Here is a 19,373-nt window from a genome sequence, read left to right as displayed (position 1 = left end):
TCGTGCGCGGCGACATCCTCCACTTCGTCGCCGGCATCCGTCGTCGAGTCCACCTCGGTCAGCGCTTCGAGGTCCGGCTGGCTGGGACCGCCGCTGCTCGGATCGCTCACGACGTCGCCTCCTCGATGAGCTCCGGTGCGATCTCGGGCAGCACCTCGGACAGGTAGATGGTCTCGGGGTCGGCCAGATGACAGCGCTTGAGGTGGCCTTCCCCGTTGCGCGCCGCCTCGAGGTCGGGGAGCTGGGTGGCGCACAGGTTGGCCGGCACCTTCTCCACGTGGGCGCAGCGCGGATGGAACGGGCATCCCGGAGGCGGCAGGAGCAGGCTGGGTGGGTTCCCCGGGATCGGAATCAGCCGGGCATCGGTGTCGGAGCTGACGTCCGGCACGCTCGACAGCAGTCCCCAGGTGTAAGGCATCTCCGGATGGGTGAGGATGTCCTTGACCGCGCCGTACTCCACGGCGCGACCGCCGTACATCACCAGCACGTGGTCGGCCATCTCAGCGATCACGCCCAGGTCGTGGGTGATGATGACCACTGCGGAGTTGAACTCTCGTTGCAGATCGTTGAGCAGGTCCAGGATCTGAGCCTGCACGGTGACGTCCAGGGCCGTCGTCGGCTCGTCCGCGATCAGCAGCGACGGGTCGTTGATCAGCCCCATCGCGATCATCGCGCGCTGGCGCATGCCGCCGGAGAACTGGTGCGGGAAGTCGTCGACCCGCTGGTCGGGGTGCGGGATGCCGACCCGGTCGAGCATCTCGATCGCCCGCCTGCGGGCATCCCGCTTGGAGGCCTCGGGGTGGTGGACCAGGTAGGCCTCCGCGAGCTGGGCACCCACCTTGTAGAACGGGTGCAGCGCGGCCAGCGCGTCCTGGAAGATCATCGCCACCTGGTTGCCGCGGAAGCTTGCGCATCCGAGACTCAGGGAGGTCGACGACCTCCACGCCGCCCACGCGGATGGACCCGGTGATCCGGCTGCTCTTCGCGTCGTGCAGCCCCAACACGGCCATGCTGGAGACGGACTTGCCGGAGCCGGACTCGCCGACGATCCCGATCGTCTTGCCCAACTCGACGCTGTAGCTCAAGTCGTTGACCGCCTGAACCAGGCCGTCCGCGGTCGGGAACCGCACGGTGAGGTTCTCCACCACCAGGAACGGCTCGTCGGCCTCGCCGTGCCCGCCGGCGGATGCAGTGCCGGGACCAGAGTTGGTGTCTGTCATTGCAGCCTCACTCGGGGGTCGAGCCAGCTGTAGGCGATATCGACCACGATGTTGGCGAGCACCACGGCGACTGCCAGCACCAACGAGGTGGCCTGCACGACCGGGAGGTCCTTGATGTAGGTCGCCTCGACGCCCCACTTGCCGATCCCCTCCAGGGAGAAGATCTTCTCGGTGAAGACGGTGCCGCCGAGGAGGAACGCGAAGTCGATGCCGAAGATCGTCACGACCGGGACCAGCGCCGCACGCAGCGCATGGCGCATGGTCACGGTCCGGGGCGGTAGGCCCTTGGCCTTGGCCGTGCGCACGTAGTCCTCGCTCAGTGCCTCGATCATCGAGCCACGGGCAAACCGTGTGTAGGACGTGGAGCCGTAGATGCCCAGCACCAGCCAGACCAGGAGCAGGCCGGTGAACCACTTGAAGGGGTTGTCGAAGAAGGGGTGATAGGCCACTCTCGGGAAGACGTTGGTGCTGATCGTCAGCAACAGCATCGACAAGAGAGCGACCAGATAGTAGGGCACCGAACTGAACACCAGGGTCGATGCCACCAGCGATCTGTCCACCCAGGTCCCGCGTCTTCGTGCCGACCAGACGCCGACGGCAACGCCGACCAGGAGATAGAGCGCGGCCGCGCCCACAGCGAGGCTCAGGGTGACCGGGAACCGGTCCTTGAGCTGCTCGGTGACCTGGGTGCGGTCACGATAGGACAGTCCCAGGCACGGGGCGTCGCAGTCGTAGGGTCGAGCGCCGATCATGATCTCCCGGCCGGTGAAGATGCCCTTGGCCCATTTGGCGTACTCGACGTAGATCGGGTTGTCGTAGCCCAGTCGCTCTTCGTACTGCGCCAGCTTCTCCGGGGAGCAGCGGTTGTTGGTGTCTCGGCGACACAACTCGAGGGCGGGACTCTTGGGGCCGTACCAGAAGAGTGCATACACCGCGATCGAGACCAGCACGACGATGAGGAACCCGGACAGGATCCTCCTGATCAAATACGCGAGCACGAACTCTCCTTCCGCCGATCCCGCACGCCGGGTCGGGTGGGACGCAGTGTCCCACCCGACCCGCGCGCGGTGTGGTTGCGGCCTACCGCATCAGGTGAACTGACTTGTCGGTCACTTCACGAAGATGTTGCGGTAGTTGGGGGCACCACCGACGGAGGTGTCGTTGGCGAAGCCACCGATGTTGGAACCGAAGCCGAAGATCACCTGGTAGTAGCCCCGGTTGATCACCGGCTGGTAGTCCGTCATGACCTCCTGCTCCAGATCGCCCCAGGCGTCGGCCTGCTCGTCGAGCGGCAGCGTCTTGATCTCGTCCATCCGCTTGTCGACACTCGGCTCGTCGAAGCCGCCGGTGTTGTAAGCACTGCCCTTGCCGAACAGCACTGGCAGGAACGTCGCGGCCGACGGCCAGTCCTGGCACCAGGCCACGCCCTGGATGTTGATCTTCTTGTGCAGCGGGTTGTCCGGGTCGGTCCAGACGTCGTAGAGGCTGCCACCGGTGTAGGGATAGGCGGTCGCCTTGAAACCCGACTTCTCGTAGGCCAACTTCACCTGCTCGGCAGCCGCCTTGCCCTCCGGGGTGCTGGCGTCGTAGACCCACGAGACTTCGTACTCACCGGGTTCGTAACCGGCCTTCGCCAACAGCTTCTTGGCGACGTCTGGGTCGTAGTGGATGGTCTCGCCCTCGATCTTGGGGTTGAAGACCTGACGGCCGGCCATGCCGGGAGGCAGCACACCGAAGCCCAGCGACGGGTCGGTCACACCGTTGGCCAGAGTCACGCCGACGAGCTCGCCGGCCGCGGACCAGGCGTCCTCGTAGGGATAGGCGAACGCGAGCGCCTGCCGGACCTCGAGCTCCTTGATCTTGTCGTAGACCGGGTAGGAGAAGCCGGTGCAGGGCTGCGGGCCGACCAGGGTGCGGTCGCTGAGGCCGTCCTGCTGGGCCTTGGTGTAGCTCTGCGCCAGCATCGAGGTCACGATGGTGTTGTCGCCCTCACCGGCCGTGCTGAGCACCGTCTTGTCCGAGACCGACGGGTCGGTGTCGAAGCTGAAGGTGTACTTGTCGGGGTACTGGTGACGAGCCGGGTCGGTGGCCGGGTCCCACTGGTCGTTCTTGACCAGGGTCAGCGACTTGTTCGGCACGAACTTGTCGATCTTGTAGGGACCAGTGGCCAACGGGTGCAGACCGTAGTCGGGTGGTGCCGTGTCGCCCTTGACCGGGACCGGGCCCATCGCTGGGAAGATCCCGTAGTAGTCCATCTCCGGGAACGGGGTGGACATCTTCAGGGTCAACGTGTTGCCGTCGACGGTGATCGCCGGGAACTTGTCACCGGAGCTGTAGGGGCCTTGGTACTTCGCGCCGCCCTTGAAGTAGGGGTTGGAGTACGAGGTGCCGGGGCCGGTCGCGAAGTTCTCGGAGTCGAAGGAGCGCTTCATGCCGTAGGCGACATCCTCAGCGGTCACGGGGTCGCCGTTCTCCCACTTGATGCCGTCCTTGATGGTGAACTTCCACTCGGTGAAGTCGTCGTTCGGCGTGCCCAGGTCGGTGGCCAGGTCGGGCACCAGCACGTAGGAGCCCGTGTCCGGGTCGAGCCGGAACTGGGTGAGCGAGCGGAACAGCAGGCTCTGCGCAAGTCCGTTGCCCGTCACTGACCACAGGGCGGCAGGATCGAGTGTGTCGGGACCAGAGTCAGGGTCGGGAACCAGAACATCGATCTCTCCCCCGGTCTTGGCGCCCTCCACCTCGGGGGCCGGCCCCTCTGCTGTGGGATCCTTGGCCTTGTCCCCGCTCGCGCCTTCGGTGAAGCCTCCCGAGCTCTCGCCCTCCTCGGACCCGCCTCCGCCTCCGCAGGCGGCGAGCGCGAAGAGCGCGGCCGCCGCGAGGATGCCTACGCCTTTCTTGCGATTCATCTGTTCTGCCTCTCTTGTTGTCCCGCCGATTCGTGGTCGGCTGAGGTCTGTCTGCCCGGTCAGCGCCGGGTCTTCGGGTCGAGCGCGTCGCGGATGGCGTCGCCCAGCAGGTTGAGCGCGACGACGAGCACGGTGATGCCGATCACCGGCTGCCAAAGATAGAGCGGGTAGGTCTCCCAGTACTTCGTCGCGGCGTCGATGGTCTGCCCCCACGACTCGCGGCCTACCACGCCGATGCCGAGGTAGGACAGGCCGGCCTCCGCAGCCACGAAGGCGGGTAGCCCGAGCGAGATGGAGACCACGATCGGCGCAACCAGGTTGGGCAGGATCTCGCGCAGCAAGATGCGGTGCGTGGGCACACCCATCACCCGGGCGGCCTTGACGAACTCCCGCTCACGCAGCGACAGCACCTCACCGCGGATCAGACGCGCCATCCCCATCCAGCCGAAGAACACCAAGATTCCGATCAGGGAATAGAAGGTCAGCTCTTGCCACAGGTCGATGTTGGTGCCGAATCGATCCGCGAGAATCGGGGCCACCGCCAGCGCACCCAAGATGAACGGGAAGGTGAGAAAGAGGTCGGTGACGAAGGAGATGACCGTGTCCACCTTGCCGCCGAGGAATCCGGCGAGCAGGCCGAGGCCGACCCCGATGAAGGTGGACAGCAGCGTCGCCACGGTCGCGAGGTAGAGCGAGGTTCGCGCGCCGTAGATCCAGACGGCCAGGTTGTCCACCCCGGTTGCCGGAGCCACCCCGAACGGGTGGTTGGGGTCGAACCCGTGGTTGGGCGGGCCGATCTTGGGCAGGCCGGTGACGAGGTCGATGCGCGTGCTCGCGAGCACTGGCTCGGGGGAGACGCCGAACAAGGCGCATAGCGGCCCCGCAAAGATGGCAATCAGCACGAAGAGCAACACGACGACGAAACAGACGACCGCGACCGGGTCGCGTTTCAGCCTGTCGAACGCGATCCGCAGCGGAGATCGCCCGGCGATCGAACGCTTCGTCGGCTCGTCCGACGCTGGTGGCGGCGAACCATCGGACGAAAGAACTTCCACGACCGGCAGGGTCATGCAGCCACCTTTCAGCCAAAGACGACGGACCACGAGCAAGTGTCAACTGTGAGGACTCTATGCGACGAGGCACCACTTCACGACTACCGCTCGGTTACGATCCGATTTCGACGCCGCCAGGCCGCCGCCTGGGGCGGAGGGGCAAGTCTGGAGCGCCTCAAGACTCCACGAGTGGCGATCCCGCCACTGGAGTCGCGTCGACGCCGGCTTCACGCCGCTGCTGGGCCGTGATCGGAGCGGGCGCCGCCGTCAGCGGGTCGAGGCCGCCACCCGACTTGGGGAACGCGATCACGTCCCGGATCGAATCGGTGTGGGCCAACAGCGCCACAATGCGGTCCCAACCGAACGCGATCCCCCCGTGGGGCGGTGCCCCGTAGGCGAACGCGTCGAGCAGGAAGCCGAACTTCTCCCTCGCCTCCGCCTCACTGATCCCCATCACCGCGAACACCCGCTCTTGGATGTCGCGCCGGTGGATACGGATCGAGCCGCCACCGATCTCGTGGCCGTTGCAGACGATGTCGTAGGCCCACGCCAGCGCCGACCCCGGGTCGGTGTCGAAGGAGATCAGCTCCTGTGGCGAGGTGAAGGCGTGGTGGACGGCTGTCCAGGCCCCCGAGCCCACCGCGACGTCGCCCGCTGCCGTCGCCTCGTCGGCGGGCTCGAACAGGGGTGCGTCGACGACCCAGACGAAGCTCCATGCGTCGTCGTCGAGGAGGTCGAGGCGGCGGCCGATCTCGAGCCGTGCGGCGCCGAGCAGTGCCCTGCTCGACTTGACCGGGCCTGCGGCGAAGAAGGCGCAGTCCCCGGGCTCGGCGCCGACGAGCCCGGCCAGTCCGGCTCGCTCCTCGTCGCTGAGGTTCTTTGCCACCGGACCGCCGAGCTCGCCGTCCTCCCCGAAGGTGACATAGGCGAGACCACGCGCACCACGTTGCTTGGCCCACTCCTGCCAGGCATCGAACTGACGCCGCGGCTGGTCTCCCCCACCGGGCATCACCACGGCGCCGACGTACGGCGCCTGGAAGACACGGAAAGGCGTGTCGGCGAAGTAGGCCGTGCAGTCGGTCAACTCCAGCCCCATCCGCAGGTCGGGCTTGTCCGAGCCGAAGCGCGCCATCGCGTCGGCATAGGTCATCCGCGGGATCGGTCGCGGCACGTCGTAGCCGATCTGGCGCCAGACGGCGGCCAGCACCTCTTCGGCCACCGCGATCACGTCGTCCTGGTCGACGAAGCTCATCTCGATGTCGAGCTGGGTGAACTCGGGTTGCCGGTCGGCTCGGAAGTCTTCGTCGCGGTAGCACCGCGCGATCTGGTAGTAGCGCTCCATCCCGGCCACCATCAGCAGCTGCTTGAACAGCTGCGGGCTCTGCGGCAGGGCATACCAGCTGCCGGGCTGTAGCCGCGCCGGGACCAGGAAGTCTCGCGCGCCCTCCGGCGTGGATCGCGTCAACGTCGGCGTCTCGATCTCCACGAAGCCGTCCACATCGAGGACGTCCCTGGCCGCCTTGTTGACCTTGCTGCGCAGTCGGAGCGCGTGGTTCGGGCCGCTGCGACGCAGGTCGAGGTAGCGGTGCTTGAGCCGGGCTTCCTCCCCCACCGAGCCCTCCTCGTGGCCCGTCTCGTCGATCGGGAACGGCAGCGGTGCCGACGGACCGAGCACCTCGACGTCGGTGGCAATCACCTCGACCTCACCGGACGGGAGCTGTGGGTTGGCGTTCCCCTCGGGACGCAGCGCCACCTCGCCGGTGACCTGGAGGCAGAACTCGTTGCGCAGCTGGTGGGCAACGCTCTCGTCTCGGACCACGACCTGGACGATGCCGCTGGCCTCACGCAGGTCCAGGAACGCCACGCCGCCGTGGTCTCGACGCCGAGCCACCCAGCCAGCCAGGGTCACCGTCTGTCCGGCGTTCTCGGCGCGCAGTGCCCCGGCGTCGTGCGTCCGCATCACGAGAGTTGCTCCTTTGTCCGGGTGTCGGTCTGTGTGTCTGTCTGTGTGTCGTCGGTCGAGCTGGTCGCGACCACCGCTCGGGCATGCAGGTCCTCGGCCGGCGGCGTCCACGAGTCCGGGTCCGCCGCGACCTGCTCGCCGCTGCGGATGTCCTTGACCTGGTGAGACCCGTCGGGCTGGGAGAACCAGACGAACGGGATGCCGCGGCGCTCGGCGTAGCGGATCTGGCGACCGAACTTCTGCGGGCTCGCGGCCACCTCGCACGGGATGCCTCTGGCCCGCAGCAGGGTCGCGACGGCGATGCTGCCTGGTCGTGACTGCTCGTCGGTCAGCGCGACGAGCACGGCGGACGGCACCGGGCGGCTCCCGGCAAGCACCCCGTCCGACAGCAGCGGGATCAGCGTCCGCGAGACTCCGAAGGAGACCCCGACTCCCGGATAGGTGGTGCGGCCGTCGCTGGCCAAGGCGTCGTACCGACCTCCGCCGCCGACCGACTTGAGGCGCTCGTAGCCGGCCATGAAGATCTCCAGCACCGTCCCGGTGTAGTAGTCGAGGCCGCGCGCGATCCGCAGATTGGCCTCCACCGTGACGTGGTCGTCGACCACGTCGACGCAGCCTTCGAGCACCGCAGCGAGCTCTGTCAGGCCCTCGTCGAGGAGGTCGTCGGTGACGCCGAGCGCTCGGACCCGATCGGCGAACGAGGCGTCACTGGCGCGGATGGATGCCAGCTCCAGACACACCTGTGCCTGCTCGACACTGGCGCCCGCCTGCTCGACCAACAGCTCGGCGACGGCTTCCGCGGGCTGCTTGTCCAGCTTGTCGATCGCCCTGATCGCCGCCGTGACGTCGGGAATGCCCAGGCCACGGTAGAACCCCTGGATCAGCTTGCGGTTGTTGACCTGGAAGGACAGGGCCGGGACCGGCAGCCGGCCGAGCGCCTCGACCATGACCCGGACCACCTCCACGTCATGGTGGAAGGGCAGCTCGTCGCGGCCGACGATGTCGATGTCGGCCTGGGTGAACTGACGGTAGCGACCCTCCTGCGGCCGCTCCCCACGCCAGACCGGCTGGATCTGGAACCGGCGGAAGGGAAACTCCAGATGGCCTGCGTGCTCGACCACATAGCGCGCGAACGGCACCGTCAGGTCGAAGTGCAGGCCGAGCGTCCGGTCCGAGCTGGCGTCGTCGGCCTCGCCCTGTGCGCGACGCAGGAGGTAGATCTCCTTGTCGATCTCGCCGCCCTTGGCCAGTCGATCGAGGGGCTCCACGGCGCGCGTCTCGATGTTGGCGAAGCCGTGCAGCTCGAAAGTCTCGGCAAGCGAGCCCGTCACGGCACGCTCCACCACCCGCTGGTCGGGCAGCAGCTCTGGAAACCCGCTCAGCGGGCTGATCTTGCTCATCTGGTGATCACAGGCCTCGCGTGGCTCGACCCGTCGGCTCCTGGGCGAGCAGGTCGAGCAGATAGGGATTGGTCGCACGCTCGCGACCGATGGACGTCTGGTCTCCGTGCCCCGGCAACACGACCACGTCGTCGCGCTGCGTGAGCACCTTCTCGCGCAAGCTGCACAGCATCGCGGCGTGGTCGCCGCCGGGCAGATCGGTGCGGCCGATCGAGCCCGCGAAGAGCAGATCACCCGAGAACATCACCGCGGAGATCGGCGGCCCACTCGGGTCGTCGTACGGCGTGTTGAAGGTCACCGAGCCTTCGGTGTGGCCGGGGGTGTGGTCGACGACCACCTCGAGACCAGCCAGCTCCAAGCGTTGCCCGTCACCAAGCTCACGCACGTCGTCGGGCTCGGCCCAGGTGTAGTCGCCCCCGAGCAGCATCCGTCCCGACTCCGACGAGAGCCCCGCCAACGGGTCGGTGAGCAGGTGCCGGTCATCGGGGTGGATCCAGGCGGTCGCGTCGTAGGTCCCGGCCACCGGCGTCACCGACCAGATGTGGTCCACGTGGCCATGGGTGAGCAGCACCGCGACCGGTTTGAGGTGGTGCTCGGCGACCACCTCGGCCACACCAGGAGCGGCGTCCTTGCCCGGATCGATGACCAGGCACTCCTGTCCCGGTCCGGTCGCTACGACATAGCAGTTCGCGGCCCAGGGACCTGCGGGGAAGCCGGCGATCAGCACCCGGGCAGCCTATCCGGCCGCCCTCACAACTCTCGAAGCGCCGGGTGACCTCGGACACTAGGCTCGGCCACCCTCGGGTCAACCCGAGGTCGGCGGGGCGGCTTGCCACTACCATGTGCGGTGCGCCCGGGGCAGCCGCGCCCCGACCAGCCGAATGAGGACTGACGTGACGAGCCATGAGTGGGGCCGGGTCGCCGACGATGGGACGGTCTTCGTGCGCACCGAGGAGGGTGAGCGCGCGGTCGGTCAGTACCCCGTCGGGACGCCCGAGGAGGCACTGAAGTTCTTCACCGACCGCTTCGACGCCCTCGAGTTCGAGGTCGGTTTGCTCGAGCAGCGGATCAATGCCGGAATGCTCAGCCCCGACGAGGCCACCGAGTCCGTCACCCGGGTGCGGACCCAGGTCGGCGAGGCCAACGCCGTCGGCGATCTCGCCAGTCTGGTGGCGCGGCTGGACGCGCTCGCACCCGCGATCGAGGAGCAGCGCTCGGCGCGGCAGGCCGAGCGGGCAGCGCGCGCCGCCGAGTCCCGCGCCGAGAAGGAGCGGATCGTCGGCGAGGCCGAGCGGCTGGCGCAGAGCAACGACTGGCGCAACGGCGCCAACCGGCTGCGGGACTTGCTGGACACCTGGAAGGCGCTCCCCCGGCTCGATCGGGCCACCGACGACGCGCTCTGGCGGCGCTTCTCGAGCGCTCGCACCACCTACACCCGACGGCGCAAGAGCCACTTCGCCGAACAGGCCGAGCAGCGCGCCGGAGCCCAGGTTGTCAAGGAGCGCCTGGCGACCCAGGCCGAGGGGCTCGCGGGCTCCACCGATTGGGGGCCCACTTCCGGTGTCTTCCGCGACCTGATGCGCGAGTGGAAGGCGGCGGGGCCGGCCCCGCGCGAGGTCGACGAGACCCTCTGGCGGCGGTTTCGGGCCGCTCAGGACGCCTTCTTCGGCGCGCGCGACGCTGCGAACGCCAAGCTCGACGAGGAGTATGCCGCCAACGCCGAGGTCAAGGAAGCCCTGCTGACCGAGGCCGAGGCGCTGGTGCCGGTCACCGACCTCGACGCCGCCAAGCGCGCCATTCGCGACCTCGCCGACCGTTGGGACGCGGTCGGCAAGGTCCCCCGTGATCGGATGAAGGAGCTCGAGGGCCGCCTGCGCCGAGTGGAGCAGGCCATCCGAGCCGTCGACGAGGAGCGCTGGCGGCGCTCCGACCCCGAGAAGTCTCGCCGCGCCGACGACATGGTCGCCAAGCTGGAAGCCGCCATCGCCAAGGTCGAGGCCGATCTGGAGGCGGCCCGCGCCGCCGGCGACGAGCGGAAGGTGCAGCGCCTCGAGGAGGATCTCGCCAGCCGGCAGGCATTCCTCGCCGCCGCCCGCCGCGCCTCCGACGAGTTCTCCGGCTGACCTGTCGGTCGGCCTACTGCGTCACCCGGTAGACGTCGAAGACGTTGGGCACCGCGCGGACCGCCTTCAACACGGTGTCGAGGTGCTTGGCGTCGGCCATCTCGAAGGTGAACCTGCTCTTGGCGACCCGGTCGCGGGTCGTGGTGAGCGAGGCGCTGAGGATGTTCACGTGCGCGTCGGAGAGCGCCATGGTGATGTCGGAGAGCAGGCGGGCTCGGTCCAGCGCCTCGACCTGGATGTTGACCAGGAAGGTGGACTGCGAGGTCGGTGCCCACTCCACCTCGATGAGCCGTTCCGAGCGAGCCTCCAGATCGGCGGCGTTGGTGCAGTCCTTGCGGTGCACCGACACTCCGCCGTTCTTGGTGACGAAGCCCAGGATCGGGTCGCCGGGGACAGGCGTACAGCACTTCGCGAGCTTGATCCAGACGTCCGCACCGCCCTTGACGATGACGCCCGCATCTCCACCAGGGGCGGCCTTCCCGCGTCCGCGGCGGCCGGTGATGGTGACGCCCTCGGCGAGGTCCTCCGCTGCGCCGTCGTCGCCACCGTGCAGGTCGATCACGCGACGCACGACGGCCTGCGCGGACAGGGTGCCCTCGCCGACGGCGGCATAGAGGGCTGACACGTCGGTCAGGTTGAAGTGCACGGCCGCCTGAGTCATCGACTCGTGCGTCATCACCCGCTTGAGGGCCATCCCCTCTTTGCGCATGAGCTTGAGGATCTGCTCCTTGCCGCGCTCGATCGCCTCTTCGCGGCGCTCCTTGGTGAACCAGTGCCGGATCTTCGAGCGCGCCCTGGAGGACTTGACGAAAGTGAGCCAGTCACGCGACGGCCCGGCTGCGGGGTTCTTGGAGGTGAAGACCTCGACCACGTCACCGTTGTCCAGATGCGACTCCAGCGGCACCAACCGACCGTTGACGCGAGCACCGATGGTGTGGTGGCCGACCTCCGTGTGCACGGCGTAGGCGAAGTCGACGGGAGTGGCGCCGGTGGGCAGTGCGATCACGTCACCCCGTGGGGTGAAGACGTAGACCTCGGCCCGGTTCATCTCGAACCTGAGCGACTCCAAGAACTCGCCCGGGTCCTCGACCTCGTTCTGCCAGTCGACAAGCTGCCGCATCCAGGCCATGTCGTCGAGGTTCGCGGAGCGGTCGGTGTCGACGCCGCTGCGCGCGTCTTCCTTGTACTTCCAGTGTGCGGCGACGCCGTACTCCGCGCGTCGGTGCATCGCATAGGTCCGGATCTGCAGCTCCACCGGCTTGCCCTGCGGCCCGATCACCGTGGTGTGCAGGGATTGGTACATGTTGAACTTCGGGAGCGCGATGTAGTCCTTGAAGCGCCCGAGGACCGGGTTCCACCGGGCGTGGAGCATGCCGAGCACGGCATAGCAGTCGCGTTCGGCCTCGACCAGGATCCGCACACCCACCAGGTCGTGGATGTCGGAGAAGTCCCGGCCGCCGACGATCATCTTCTGGTAGATCGAGTAGTAGTGCTTGGGTCGACCGGTCACGGTCGCCTTGATCTTGGTGTCCTTGAGGTCCTGCTCGACCTGAGCGATGACCTCGGTCAGGAACTGGTCACGCGACGGCGAGCGCTCGGCCACCAGCCGCACGATCTCGTCGTAGATCTTGGGGTGCAGGGTCGCAAAGGCGAGGTCCTCCAGCTCCCACTTGATGGTGTTCATGCCCAGGCGGTGGGCCAGCGGTGCGTAGATGTCGAGGGTCTGCTTGGCGGTGCGCTCTTGGCTCTCCCGTTTGACGTAGCGCAGGGTCCGCATGTTGTGCAGTCGGTCGGCGAGCTTGATCACCAGCACCCGGATGTCGCGCGACATCGCCACGATCATCTTGCGGATGGTCTCCGCTTCGGCGGTGTCGCCGTACTTCACCTTGTCGAGCTTGGTGACGCCGTCGACCAGCGCCGCGACCTCCTCGCCAAAGTCGTCACGCAGCTGCGCGAGGGTGTACGGCGTGTCCTCGACCGTGTCGTGCAACAAGGCGGCCACGAGCGTCGGCTCGGTCATGCCGATGTCGGCCAAGATGGTGGTCACGGCCAGCGGGTGGGTGATGTAGGGCTCGCCGCTCTTGCGGGTCTGGCCGGTGTGGTACTTCTCCGCGACCAGGTAGGCCCGCCCCAGCAAGGCCAGATCGGCCTTCGGATGGTTGGTGCGGACTGCGTTGAAGAGCGGCTCGAGGACGGGGTTCCCTACCTGTGCCTTGGTGCCGATCCTCGCGATCCGGCTGCGGATGCCGCGGGGCGCGAGGACAGGCTCCAGCACGCGCTCACGCACCGGCGGCGGCACCTTCTCCTCGGCCATCGCCCCAGTGTAGTTGTGCCCTTCGCCCGGACTCGCCCCGTCTGCCGCGGTGCTGTGGTGGGCTCGGGCCCGGTCCACAGGCAACTTTGCCACGACAAGACCGCGGCAGACGCCAGAAGACCGCGGCAGACCTGACGGTCAGAGGGTGGTGAGGACGGTGAGGGGCACCTCGCCGGCCGCCGAGCGGCCGTTGAGGGCGGCCAGCTCCATCAAGATGGCGATGCCGACGGCCACGCCACCACAACGGCGCACCAGCTCGAGAGTGGCTGCGACGGTGCCGCCGGTGGCGAGCACGTCGTCGACGAGCAGCACCCGGTCGCCCGGCTCGATGGCGTCGCGGTGGATCTCCAGCGTCGCCTGGCCGTACTCCAGGTCGTAGGTGACGGCATAGGTCTCGCGCGGCAGCTTTCCCTGCTTGCGGACGGGCACGAAGCCCACGCCGAGAGCCAAGGCGACCGGGGCGCCCAGGATGAAGCCGCGCGACTCCATCCCGACCACCTTGTCCACCTGTACGGCGCCGGAGTCGTCGCGGCCGGCGGTGGCCAGTGCCTCCATCACGGTGGTGAAGCCACCGTGGTCGGCCAACAGTGGGGTGATGTCACGGAACAGCACACCGGGCTCGGGAAAGTCGGGCACTTCGACGACCAGGCGCTCCATCGCCTCGTGCGCCCGGGCAACTAGGTAGGCCCCGGGGTCGGTCATCTCTTGCCCCGCTGTGAGCGGGACTGTCGGGTGGGCTGGGCCCGACCCGCGGACCCACTCTGCTTGACCTCGCCGTGCTGCTGCGGGGCGACCCGGCCGCGCCCCGTCGGTGGCTCTCGCCGGGCGACCGGCTCGGCCGCTGCCGGTGACGACTCTGCAGCTGCCTCCGTGGCCGAGGGCTCGTCGAAGACCGGCATGTCCTCGGCGAAGGCGGGCACGTTGGCGTAGCGGTCGGCGTCGTGCTTCTGGCGGGCCCGCGCTCGCCGATCGGAGGCCCGGACCTCCTTCTCGCTCGACTTCATGTGCGCGAGCAACGGCGTCGCGATGAAGATCGAGGAGTAGGCGCCGGCGGCCATGCCGACGAAGAGCGCCAGGGCCAGGTCCTTCAGGGAGCCGGAGCCTAGCTGCGCGACACCGACGTACAAGATTGCGCCCACGGGGATCAGCGCGACGATCGAGGTGTTGATCGAGCGCACCAGAGTCTGGTTGACGGCGAGGTTGGCGGCCTCGGCGTAGGTCTGTCGGGTGCGGCGGAGGTTCTTGGTGTTCTCCCGCACTTTGTCGAAGACCACGACGGTGTCGTAGAGCGAGAAGCCCAAGATGGTAAGGAAGCCGGTGACCGTCGCCGGCGTCACCTCGAAGCCCGACCAGGCATAGACGCCGACGGTGATCACCATGTCGTGCAGCAGCGCCACGATCGCCGCGACCGACATCTTCCATTCTCGGAAGTAGGCCCAGATGAAGAGCACCACCAAGACCAGGAAGACGATGAGTCCGATCAGGGACCGCTGGGCGACCTCACGGCCCCAGCTCGGTCCGATGTCGGACTGGGAGATGTCCTTGTCGGCGTCGACACCGGTGGCGTCCACGATCGCGTCGACGACCTTGGCGCTGTCACCGGGCGACAAGGACTGCACTTGGATCAGCACGCTGCTGGTCCCCGCCGTGGTGACCACCGGGGTCTCGGTGCCGGGGATGCCGGTGCCTGCGACCGCTTCGTTCAAGGTGTCGGCGACCTGTTGAGTCGCCTCGCCCGACGGGAGGGCGACGCGATACTCCGAGCCGCCCTCGAATTCGATGCCCAAGTGGAGCCCGCGGACCTGCAGTCCCGCAATCGCCGCGACGATGATGACGGCCGAGATGGCATACCAGAGCCAGCGCCGGCCGACGAAGTCGACCGAGCGGTGCCCGTTGTAGAGCTCGTTGCCGAGGCGGGAGAACTTGCCCATCAGGCGGTCCCTCCTGCCGGCAGGCGGTCGACGCCCAGCGCGCCGGCGTCGAGACCGGACAGCCGATGTCCCTTGTTGAAGAAGGGGAATCGGGCGCAGTAGGACACCAGCGGATGGGTGAAGTAGAAGAACACCAACACGTCGATGAGCGTCGAGAGGCCGAGCGCGAACGCGAAGCCCTTCACCACACCCGCCGCGAAGATGTACAGCACCACCGCCGCCAGCAGCGAGACGGCGTCGGCTGCCAGACAGGTGTTCCGCGCCCGCTTCCAGCCAGACTCGACGGCGACGCGCATCGACTTGCCGTCGCGCATCTCGTCTCGGATGCGCTCGAAGTAGACGATGAAGGAGTCGGCAGTGATGCCGACAGCCACGATCAATCCGGCGATGCCGGGCAGGGTGAGCGTGAAGCCGGCAGTCTTGGCGAGCAGCAGGACCAGCGCATAGGTCCACGCAGCCGCGACGAACAGCGAGGCGATGACGACCAGGCCGAGGCCGCGGTAGTAGACAAGGCAGTAGAGCATCACCAGGAACAGGCCGAGCAGGCCGGCCATGATCCCGCCCGAGAGCTGGTTGCCCGCGAGGGACGGGCCGACCGTCTCGATGAGCGGCTCACCGAAGGAGATCGGCAGCGCGCCGTACTTCAGGCTGGTCGCCAGCGACTTGGCGCTCTCCTCGCTGAAGTTGCCGGTGATCTCGGCGCTGCCACCCAGGATCGGTCCTTGGGTGACCCCGGCCGACTCGATCACGACGCCGTCGAGCACGACGGCGAACTGATTGCCGTTGTTGTAGAGAGCCGTGGTGATCTGGCCGAACCGCTTGGTGGCGCTCTTGTCGAAGGAGAGCGTGACAAACCAACCGGAGTGCTGTTGGTCGGGCGGGTTGGCCGCGGCCGTCTTCAGCTCGGTGCCCTCGATGAGCGCCTTCGACAACAGGTAGGTCGTGGTGTTGGCGGTGTCGCAGGTGACCAGCCGCTGGTCGGGGTCGTCGTCGACCCGCTTGCGGTTCTTGCCTGGCTCGGGGCAGGAGAAGTCGTTGAACTTCTTCACCGAGTCGGCATCCGGGTTGTCCACCCAGGCCAGCTCGGCGGCCACCCGGCCGGTTGCCTCCTCGCCGCTGTCGTCCCCGGTGTCCGCCGACGCGCTGTCCGACGGTGACGCACCGTCCGATGCGGAGACGTCATCGGAAGGTGAGGCGTCCTGCGACGGTGAGGCCGAGTCCGAGGCGCCGTCCTTGTCCTTGTTCTTCTTGTCGGTGGCGTACGCCGCCCGACCCTTGCCGGATCCCGACTTGTCAGATGACTTCGACTTGCCTGGTGACTTCGATGCGGACTCACTCGCGCCCGAAGCGTCGGGAGTCTTGGTCGGCAGCAGCACACCCGATCCCGGCGAACTGGTCTCGTTGCCGGTGGAGCTCGAGGTCCCCGTCCGGGCCACCAACCGGAACCGCAGCTGGGCCTGGCTCTGCACCAGGTTCGCCAGGCTGGCCTGGTTCTGGCCCGGGATCTCCACGGTCACGTAGCCGTTGCTGTCGGTGGTGACCTCCGCCTCGGCCACACCGGAGCCGTTCACCCGGGCGTCGATGATGGCGGCCGCTTCCTTCAAGGAGGCTGCCGACGGGTTGCCCTTGGCCTTCATCTGGATCCGGGTGCCGCCGCGCAGGTCGAGGCCGAGCGCCGGCTTCCAGGTGCCGGTCAGCGCGACCAGACCGAAGAGCACGGCCAGGGTCATGAAGAAGATGACCAGGGTGCGACCTGGTGAGTTGCGTCGCTTCGCCACGTCAGCGGTCCTCGGCGCTGCTCGTGCCCTCGTCCGAGCTCTCCTCGACAACCGGCTCGTCGGCAACGGGCTCGTCGAATGCAGGCTCGTCGAATGCAGGCTCGTCGGCGGGGTCCACCACTCGGTGGATGGCGGCGCGGGCCACCTCGGCGACGACGCCGTCGGCCAGCTCGATGCGCACGAGGTCGTCGTCGATGGCACGGACCGTGCCGTAGAACCCGGAGCTGAGCATCACCCGATCCCCGACACCTACGCTGCGTTGCAGCGTGGCCAGGTCACGGTTGCGCCGCTGGGCAGGCCTGATCAGCAGCAGCCAGAACACCGCCAGGATCAACACCAACGGCAGCAGTTGGGCGAGCCCCTTCACACCAAACCTCTCGACGAACGCGGGAACGCCGAAGTCTAACCGGCCCACCCCGAGAACCGCGAAGCGACGGACCGCCGCGTGGCGCCTACTCGTCGAACAGGCCCGGATCTGTCGCCTGGGGGCCGGCCTCCGGTGGGACACGCAGCCCGAGGTGCGTCCACGCCGCCGGTGTGGCGATCCGGCCGCGGGGAGTCCGGGCTAGGAACCCGCACCGGACCAGGAACGGCTCGGCGACCTCTTCCACGGTCTCCCGCTCCTCACCGACAGCCACGGCGAGGGTGGACACACCGACTGGGCCGCCACCGAAGCGCTCGCAGAGCACCTCCAGCACCGCGCGGTCCAGCCGATCGAGGCCGGACTCGTCGACTTCGTAGAGCTCGAGAGCCTCTCGCGCGACCGGGAGGGTCACCACGCCGTCGGCGCGCACCTGGGCGAAGTCGCGGACCCGCCGCAGCAGTCGATTGGCGATGCGAGGAGTGCCCCGCGATCGCGACGCGATCTCGGCGGCGCCCTCGGACGTCAGCTCGACCCCGAGCAGGTGGGCGGAGCGGTGCACGATCTCGTCGAGCTCACCGGCGTCGTAGAACTCGAGCCGGGCGGTGAACCCGAACCGATCGCGCAACGGCCCTGGAAGCAGACCCGCGCGCGTCGTCGCGCCGACCAGGGTGAAGGGCGGGATCTCGAGCGGGATCGCGGTGGCACCCGGCCCCTTGCCGATAACGACGTCGACGCGGAAGTCCTCCATCGCCATGTAGAGCATCTCTTCGGCCGGCCGCGACATCCGATGGATCTCGTCCACGAAGAGGACATCGCCGTCGTTCATCCCCGACAAGATGGCGGCCAGGTCGCCCGCGTGGGTGATTGCCGGGCCGCTGGTGAGTCGCAACGGCACCGTCATCTCGTGGGCGATGATCATGGCCAAGGTGGTCTTGCCGAGACCGGGCGGCCCCGACAACAGCACATGGTCGGGGGCGCGTCCGCGCTGGCGGGCGGCTTCCAGCACCAGGCCCAGTTGCGCGCGCACCCTGCCCTGGCCCACCACCTCGTCCAGGCTGCGGGGGCGCAGCGCTGCCTCGATGGTGCGCTCGTCACCGTCGGCCTCGGCTGCGGTCAGCGAGGCGAGGTGCTCCTCCTCCGCGGCGGTGAGGAAGTCTGCGTCATCCATGCTCACGCCTTGCTCAAGGTGCGCAGAGCGGCCCGGAGGAGTGCACCGACATCGGCCGGCTCACCGGCTTGGTCGGCCACCGCATCAACCGCGCGGTCGGCGTCCTTGGCCGACCAGCCGAGACCGACCAACCCCTGCTGGACCTGGTCTCGCCAGCCGCCGGCCACACTCGGCGCCGCACCGCCGGCGAAGGAGCCGCCGCTGGGGGGTCCGATCCGGTCCTTGAGTTCCAAGATGATCCGCTGAGCGCCCTTTTGGCCGATGCCGGGCACTCGGGTCAGGGTCTTGACGTCCTCGGCCGCGACCGCCTGCCGCAGGTCGTCGGGGGGCAGCACCGCGAGCATCGACTGCGCGAGCTTCGGCCCGACGCCCGAGGCGGTCTGGACGAGCTCGAACAGGGTCTTCTCGTCGTCGTCTAGGAAGCCGAACAGGGTCAGCGAGTCCTCCCGCACCACCATCGAGGTGGGCAGCGTCACCTGCTGGCCGCCACGCAGGGTCGCGAGAGTGCCTGGCGTGCACTGCAGCTCCAGCCCGACTCCCCCGACCTCGACGACCGCGCTGGACAGGGTCACTGCGGCGACCCGTCCGCTCACGAAAGCGATCACGACGTCCTCCCGGCGAGCACCTGCCGTTGACGGGCGACCGCTTGATCCAGGCGCGCCTGCGCACCACCGCGCCAGATGTGGGTGATCGCCAACGCCAGCGCGTCGGCGGCATCGGCCGGCTTCGGTGGGGCGTCCAGCCGGAGGATGCGCGCCACCATGGCACCGACCTGAGCCTTGCCGGCCCGGCCGCTGCCCGAGACCGCGGCCTTCACCTCACTCGGGGTGTGGGTGGCCAGCGGCAGTCCACGCCGGGCCGCGGCGACCATGGCGATGCCGCTGGCCTGCGCGGTGCCCATGATCGTGCTCGAGTCCGACCGGGCGAAGACGCGCTCGACCGCAACAGCGTCGGGAGAGAACTCGTCCAGCCAAGCATCGATGCCGCGCTCGATGGTGACCAAACGGGTCGCCACCGGCTGATCGGCCGAGGTGCGCAGCACGTTGACATCCACCAGCGTGAGTGGTCGCCCGACGTCACCGTCGACGACTCCGAGCCCGCACCGGGTCAGGCCGGGATCGATCCCGAGCACGCGCATGCGAGCCTCCTCCGCG

At 68.2% G+C, this 19,373-nt stretch carries 16 protein-coding genes and 1 pseudogene; 1 reads left to right on the top strand and 16 read right to left on the bottom strand.

Going from position 1 to position 19,373, the window contains the following annotated elements:
• Nucleotides 1–106 precede the first annotated feature (106 nt).
• From QM714_RS03085 to QM714_RS03050, 8 genes and pseudogenes are all read right to left on the bottom strand, one after another.
• Entirely contained in the window at nucleotides 107–883 is a 777-nt protein-coding gene (locus QM714_RS03085) for an ABC transporter ATP-binding protein (RefSeq protein ID WP_415097456.1), read from the bottom strand.
• A 106-nt stretch (nucleotides 884–989) separates the two neighbouring features.
• Nucleotides 990–1,220, bottom strand: a pseudogene (locus QM714_RS03080) (ATP-binding cassette domain-containing protein); the annotation flags it as partial.
• Complete coding sequence (locus QM714_RS03075) at nucleotides 1,217–2,218, bottom strand: ABC transporter permease (protein WP_415097454.1); 1,002 nt, start codon at nucleotides 2,216–2,218, stop codon at nucleotides 1,217–1,219. The pseudogene QM714_RS03080 and the gene QM714_RS03075, both read right to left, overlap by 4 nt.
• Nucleotides 2,219–2,329: 111 nt before the next feature.
• Entirely contained in the window at nucleotides 2,330–4,126 is a 1,797-nt protein-coding gene (locus QM714_RS03070) for an ABC transporter substrate-binding protein (protein ID WP_415097452.1), read from the bottom strand.
• Nucleotides 4,127–4,185: 59 nt separating this feature from the next.
• Nucleotides 4,186–5,196, bottom strand: coding sequence for an ABC transporter permease (locus tag QM714_RS03065; RefSeq protein ID WP_415097450.1), 1,011 nt, complete (start codon nucleotides 5,194–5,196; stop codon nucleotides 4,186–4,188).
• 157 nt (nucleotides 5,197–5,353) lie between these two features.
• Entirely contained in the window at nucleotides 5,354–7,141 is a 1,788-nt protein-coding gene (gene aspS, locus QM714_RS03060; protein ID WP_415097448.1) for an aspartate--tRNA ligase, read from the bottom strand.
• Complete coding sequence (hisS, locus tag QM714_RS03055) at nucleotides 7,138–8,541, bottom strand: histidine--tRNA ligase (protein ID WP_415097446.1); 1,404 nt, start codon at nucleotides 8,539–8,541, stop codon at nucleotides 7,138–7,140. The genes aspS and hisS overlap by 4 nt, the downstream gene beginning before the upstream one ends.
• A gap of 7 nt (nucleotides 8,542–8,548) precedes the next feature.
• Nucleotides 8,549–9,268 (bottom strand): MBL fold metallo-hydrolase, encoded by a 720-nt coding sequence (locus QM714_RS03050; RefSeq protein WP_415097444.1) that lies wholly within the window; start codon nucleotides 9,266–9,268, stop codon nucleotides 8,549–8,551.
• A 166-nt stretch (nucleotides 9,269–9,434) separates the two neighbouring features.
• Here QM714_RS03050 and QM714_RS03045 point away from each other — a divergent pair, with 166 nt between their 5' ends.
• A complete protein-coding gene (locus tag QM714_RS03045) occupies nucleotides 9,435–10,664 on the top strand; it encodes a DUF349 domain-containing protein (protein WP_415097442.1) in 1,230 nt (409 codons plus the stop codon).
• A 13-nt stretch (nucleotides 10,665–10,677) separates the two neighbouring features.
• Here QM714_RS03045 and QM714_RS03040 read toward each other — a convergent pair whose 3' ends face one another.
• The 8 genes from QM714_RS03040 to ruvC form a co-directional block, all read right to left on the bottom strand.
• Nucleotides 10,678–12,978, bottom strand: a complete 2,301-nt coding sequence (locus tag QM714_RS03040; protein ID WP_415097440.1) for a RelA/SpoT family protein — start codon at nucleotides 12,976–12,978, stop codon at nucleotides 10,678–10,680.
• Nucleotides 12,979–13,116: 138 nt separating this feature from the next.
• Nucleotides 13,117–13,680 (bottom strand): adenine phosphoribosyltransferase, encoded by a 564-nt coding sequence (locus QM714_RS03035; RefSeq protein WP_415097438.1) that lies wholly within the window; start codon nucleotides 13,678–13,680, stop codon nucleotides 13,117–13,119.
• A complete protein-coding gene (secF, locus tag QM714_RS03030; RefSeq protein WP_415097436.1) occupies nucleotides 13,677–14,909 on the bottom strand; it encodes a protein translocase subunit SecF in 1,233 nt (410 codons plus the stop codon). Before secF ends, QM714_RS03035 begins: the two co-directional genes overlap by 4 nt.
• Nucleotides 14,909–16,687, bottom strand: a complete 1,779-nt coding sequence (gene secD / locus QM714_RS03025; protein WP_415097434.1) for a protein translocase subunit SecD — start codon at nucleotides 16,685–16,687, stop codon at nucleotides 14,909–14,911. Before secD ends, secF begins: the two co-directional genes overlap by 1 nt.
• Nucleotide 16,688: 1 nt before the next feature.
• Nucleotides 16,689–17,054 carry a preprotein translocase subunit YajC gene (gene yajC, locus QM714_RS03020; RefSeq protein ID WP_415097432.1) on the bottom strand — a complete coding sequence of 122 codons (366 nt, stop codon included), beginning with the start codon at nucleotides 17,052–17,054 and terminating at the stop codon, nucleotides 16,689–16,691.
• An 85-nt stretch (nucleotides 17,055–17,139) separates the two neighbouring features.
• A complete protein-coding gene (gene ruvB, locus QM714_RS03015; RefSeq protein ID WP_415097430.1) occupies nucleotides 17,140–18,219 on the bottom strand; it encodes a Holliday junction branch migration DNA helicase RuvB in 1,080 nt (359 codons plus the stop codon).
• A gap of 2 nt (nucleotides 18,220–18,221) precedes the next feature.
• Nucleotides 18,222–18,824 carry a Holliday junction branch migration protein RuvA gene (gene ruvA, locus QM714_RS03010; protein ID WP_415097428.1) on the bottom strand — a complete coding sequence of 201 codons (603 nt, stop codon included), beginning with the start codon at nucleotides 18,822–18,824 and terminating at the stop codon, nucleotides 18,222–18,224.
• Complete coding sequence (gene ruvC, locus QM714_RS03005) at nucleotides 18,821–19,357, bottom strand: crossover junction endodeoxyribonuclease RuvC (protein ID WP_415097426.1); 537 nt, start codon at nucleotides 19,355–19,357, stop codon at nucleotides 18,821–18,823. Before ruvC ends, ruvA begins: the two co-directional genes overlap by 4 nt.
• Nucleotides 19,358–19,373: the final 16 nt, after the last annotated feature.

Source organism: Nocardioides sp., assembly GCF_047602075.1.
Lineage (GTDB): Bacteria > Actinomycetota > Actinomycetes > Propionibacteriales > Nocardioidaceae > Nocardioides.
Note: the sequence above shows the minus strand (reverse complement) of the source record. Positions and strands in the feature narration are given on the sequence as shown.

Bases quoted from the DNA above. Each gene is read 5' to 3' on its own strand.
- secF (WP_415097436.1), bottom strand. From the start codon at position 14,909: ATGGGCAAGTTCTCCCGCCTCGGCAACGAGCTCTACAACGGGCACCGC.
- ruvB (WP_415097430.1), bottom strand. From the start codon at position 18,219: ATGGATGACGCAGACTTCCTCACCGCCGCGGAGGAGGAGCACCTCGCC.
- QM714_RS03085 (WP_415097456.1), bottom strand. From the start codon at position 883: ATGATCTTCCAGGACGCGCTGGCCGCGCTGCACCCGTTCTACAAGGTG.
- QM714_RS03040 (WP_415097440.1), bottom strand. From the start codon at position 12,978: ATGGCCGAGGAGAAGGTGCCGCCGCCGGTGCGTGAGCGCGTGCTGGAG.
- QM714_RS03065 (WP_415097450.1), bottom strand. From the start codon at position 5,196: ATGACCCTGCCGGTCGTGGAAGTTCTTTCGTCCGATGGTTCGCCGCCA.
- QM714_RS03035 (WP_415097438.1), bottom strand. From the start codon at position 13,680: ATGACCGACCCCGGGGCCTACCTAGTTGCCCGGGCGCACGAGGCGATG.
- ruvC (WP_415097426.1), bottom strand. From the start codon at position 19,357: ATGCGCGTGCTCGGGATCGATCCCGGCCTGACCCGGTGCGGGCTCGGA.
- hisS (WP_415097446.1), bottom strand. From the start codon at position 8,541: ATGAGCAAGATCAGCCCGCTGAGCGGGTTTCCAGAGCTGCTGCCCGAC.
- QM714_RS03070 (WP_415097452.1), bottom strand. From the start codon at position 4,126: ATGAATCGCAAGAAAGGCGTAGGCATCCTCGCGGCGGCCGCGCTCTTC.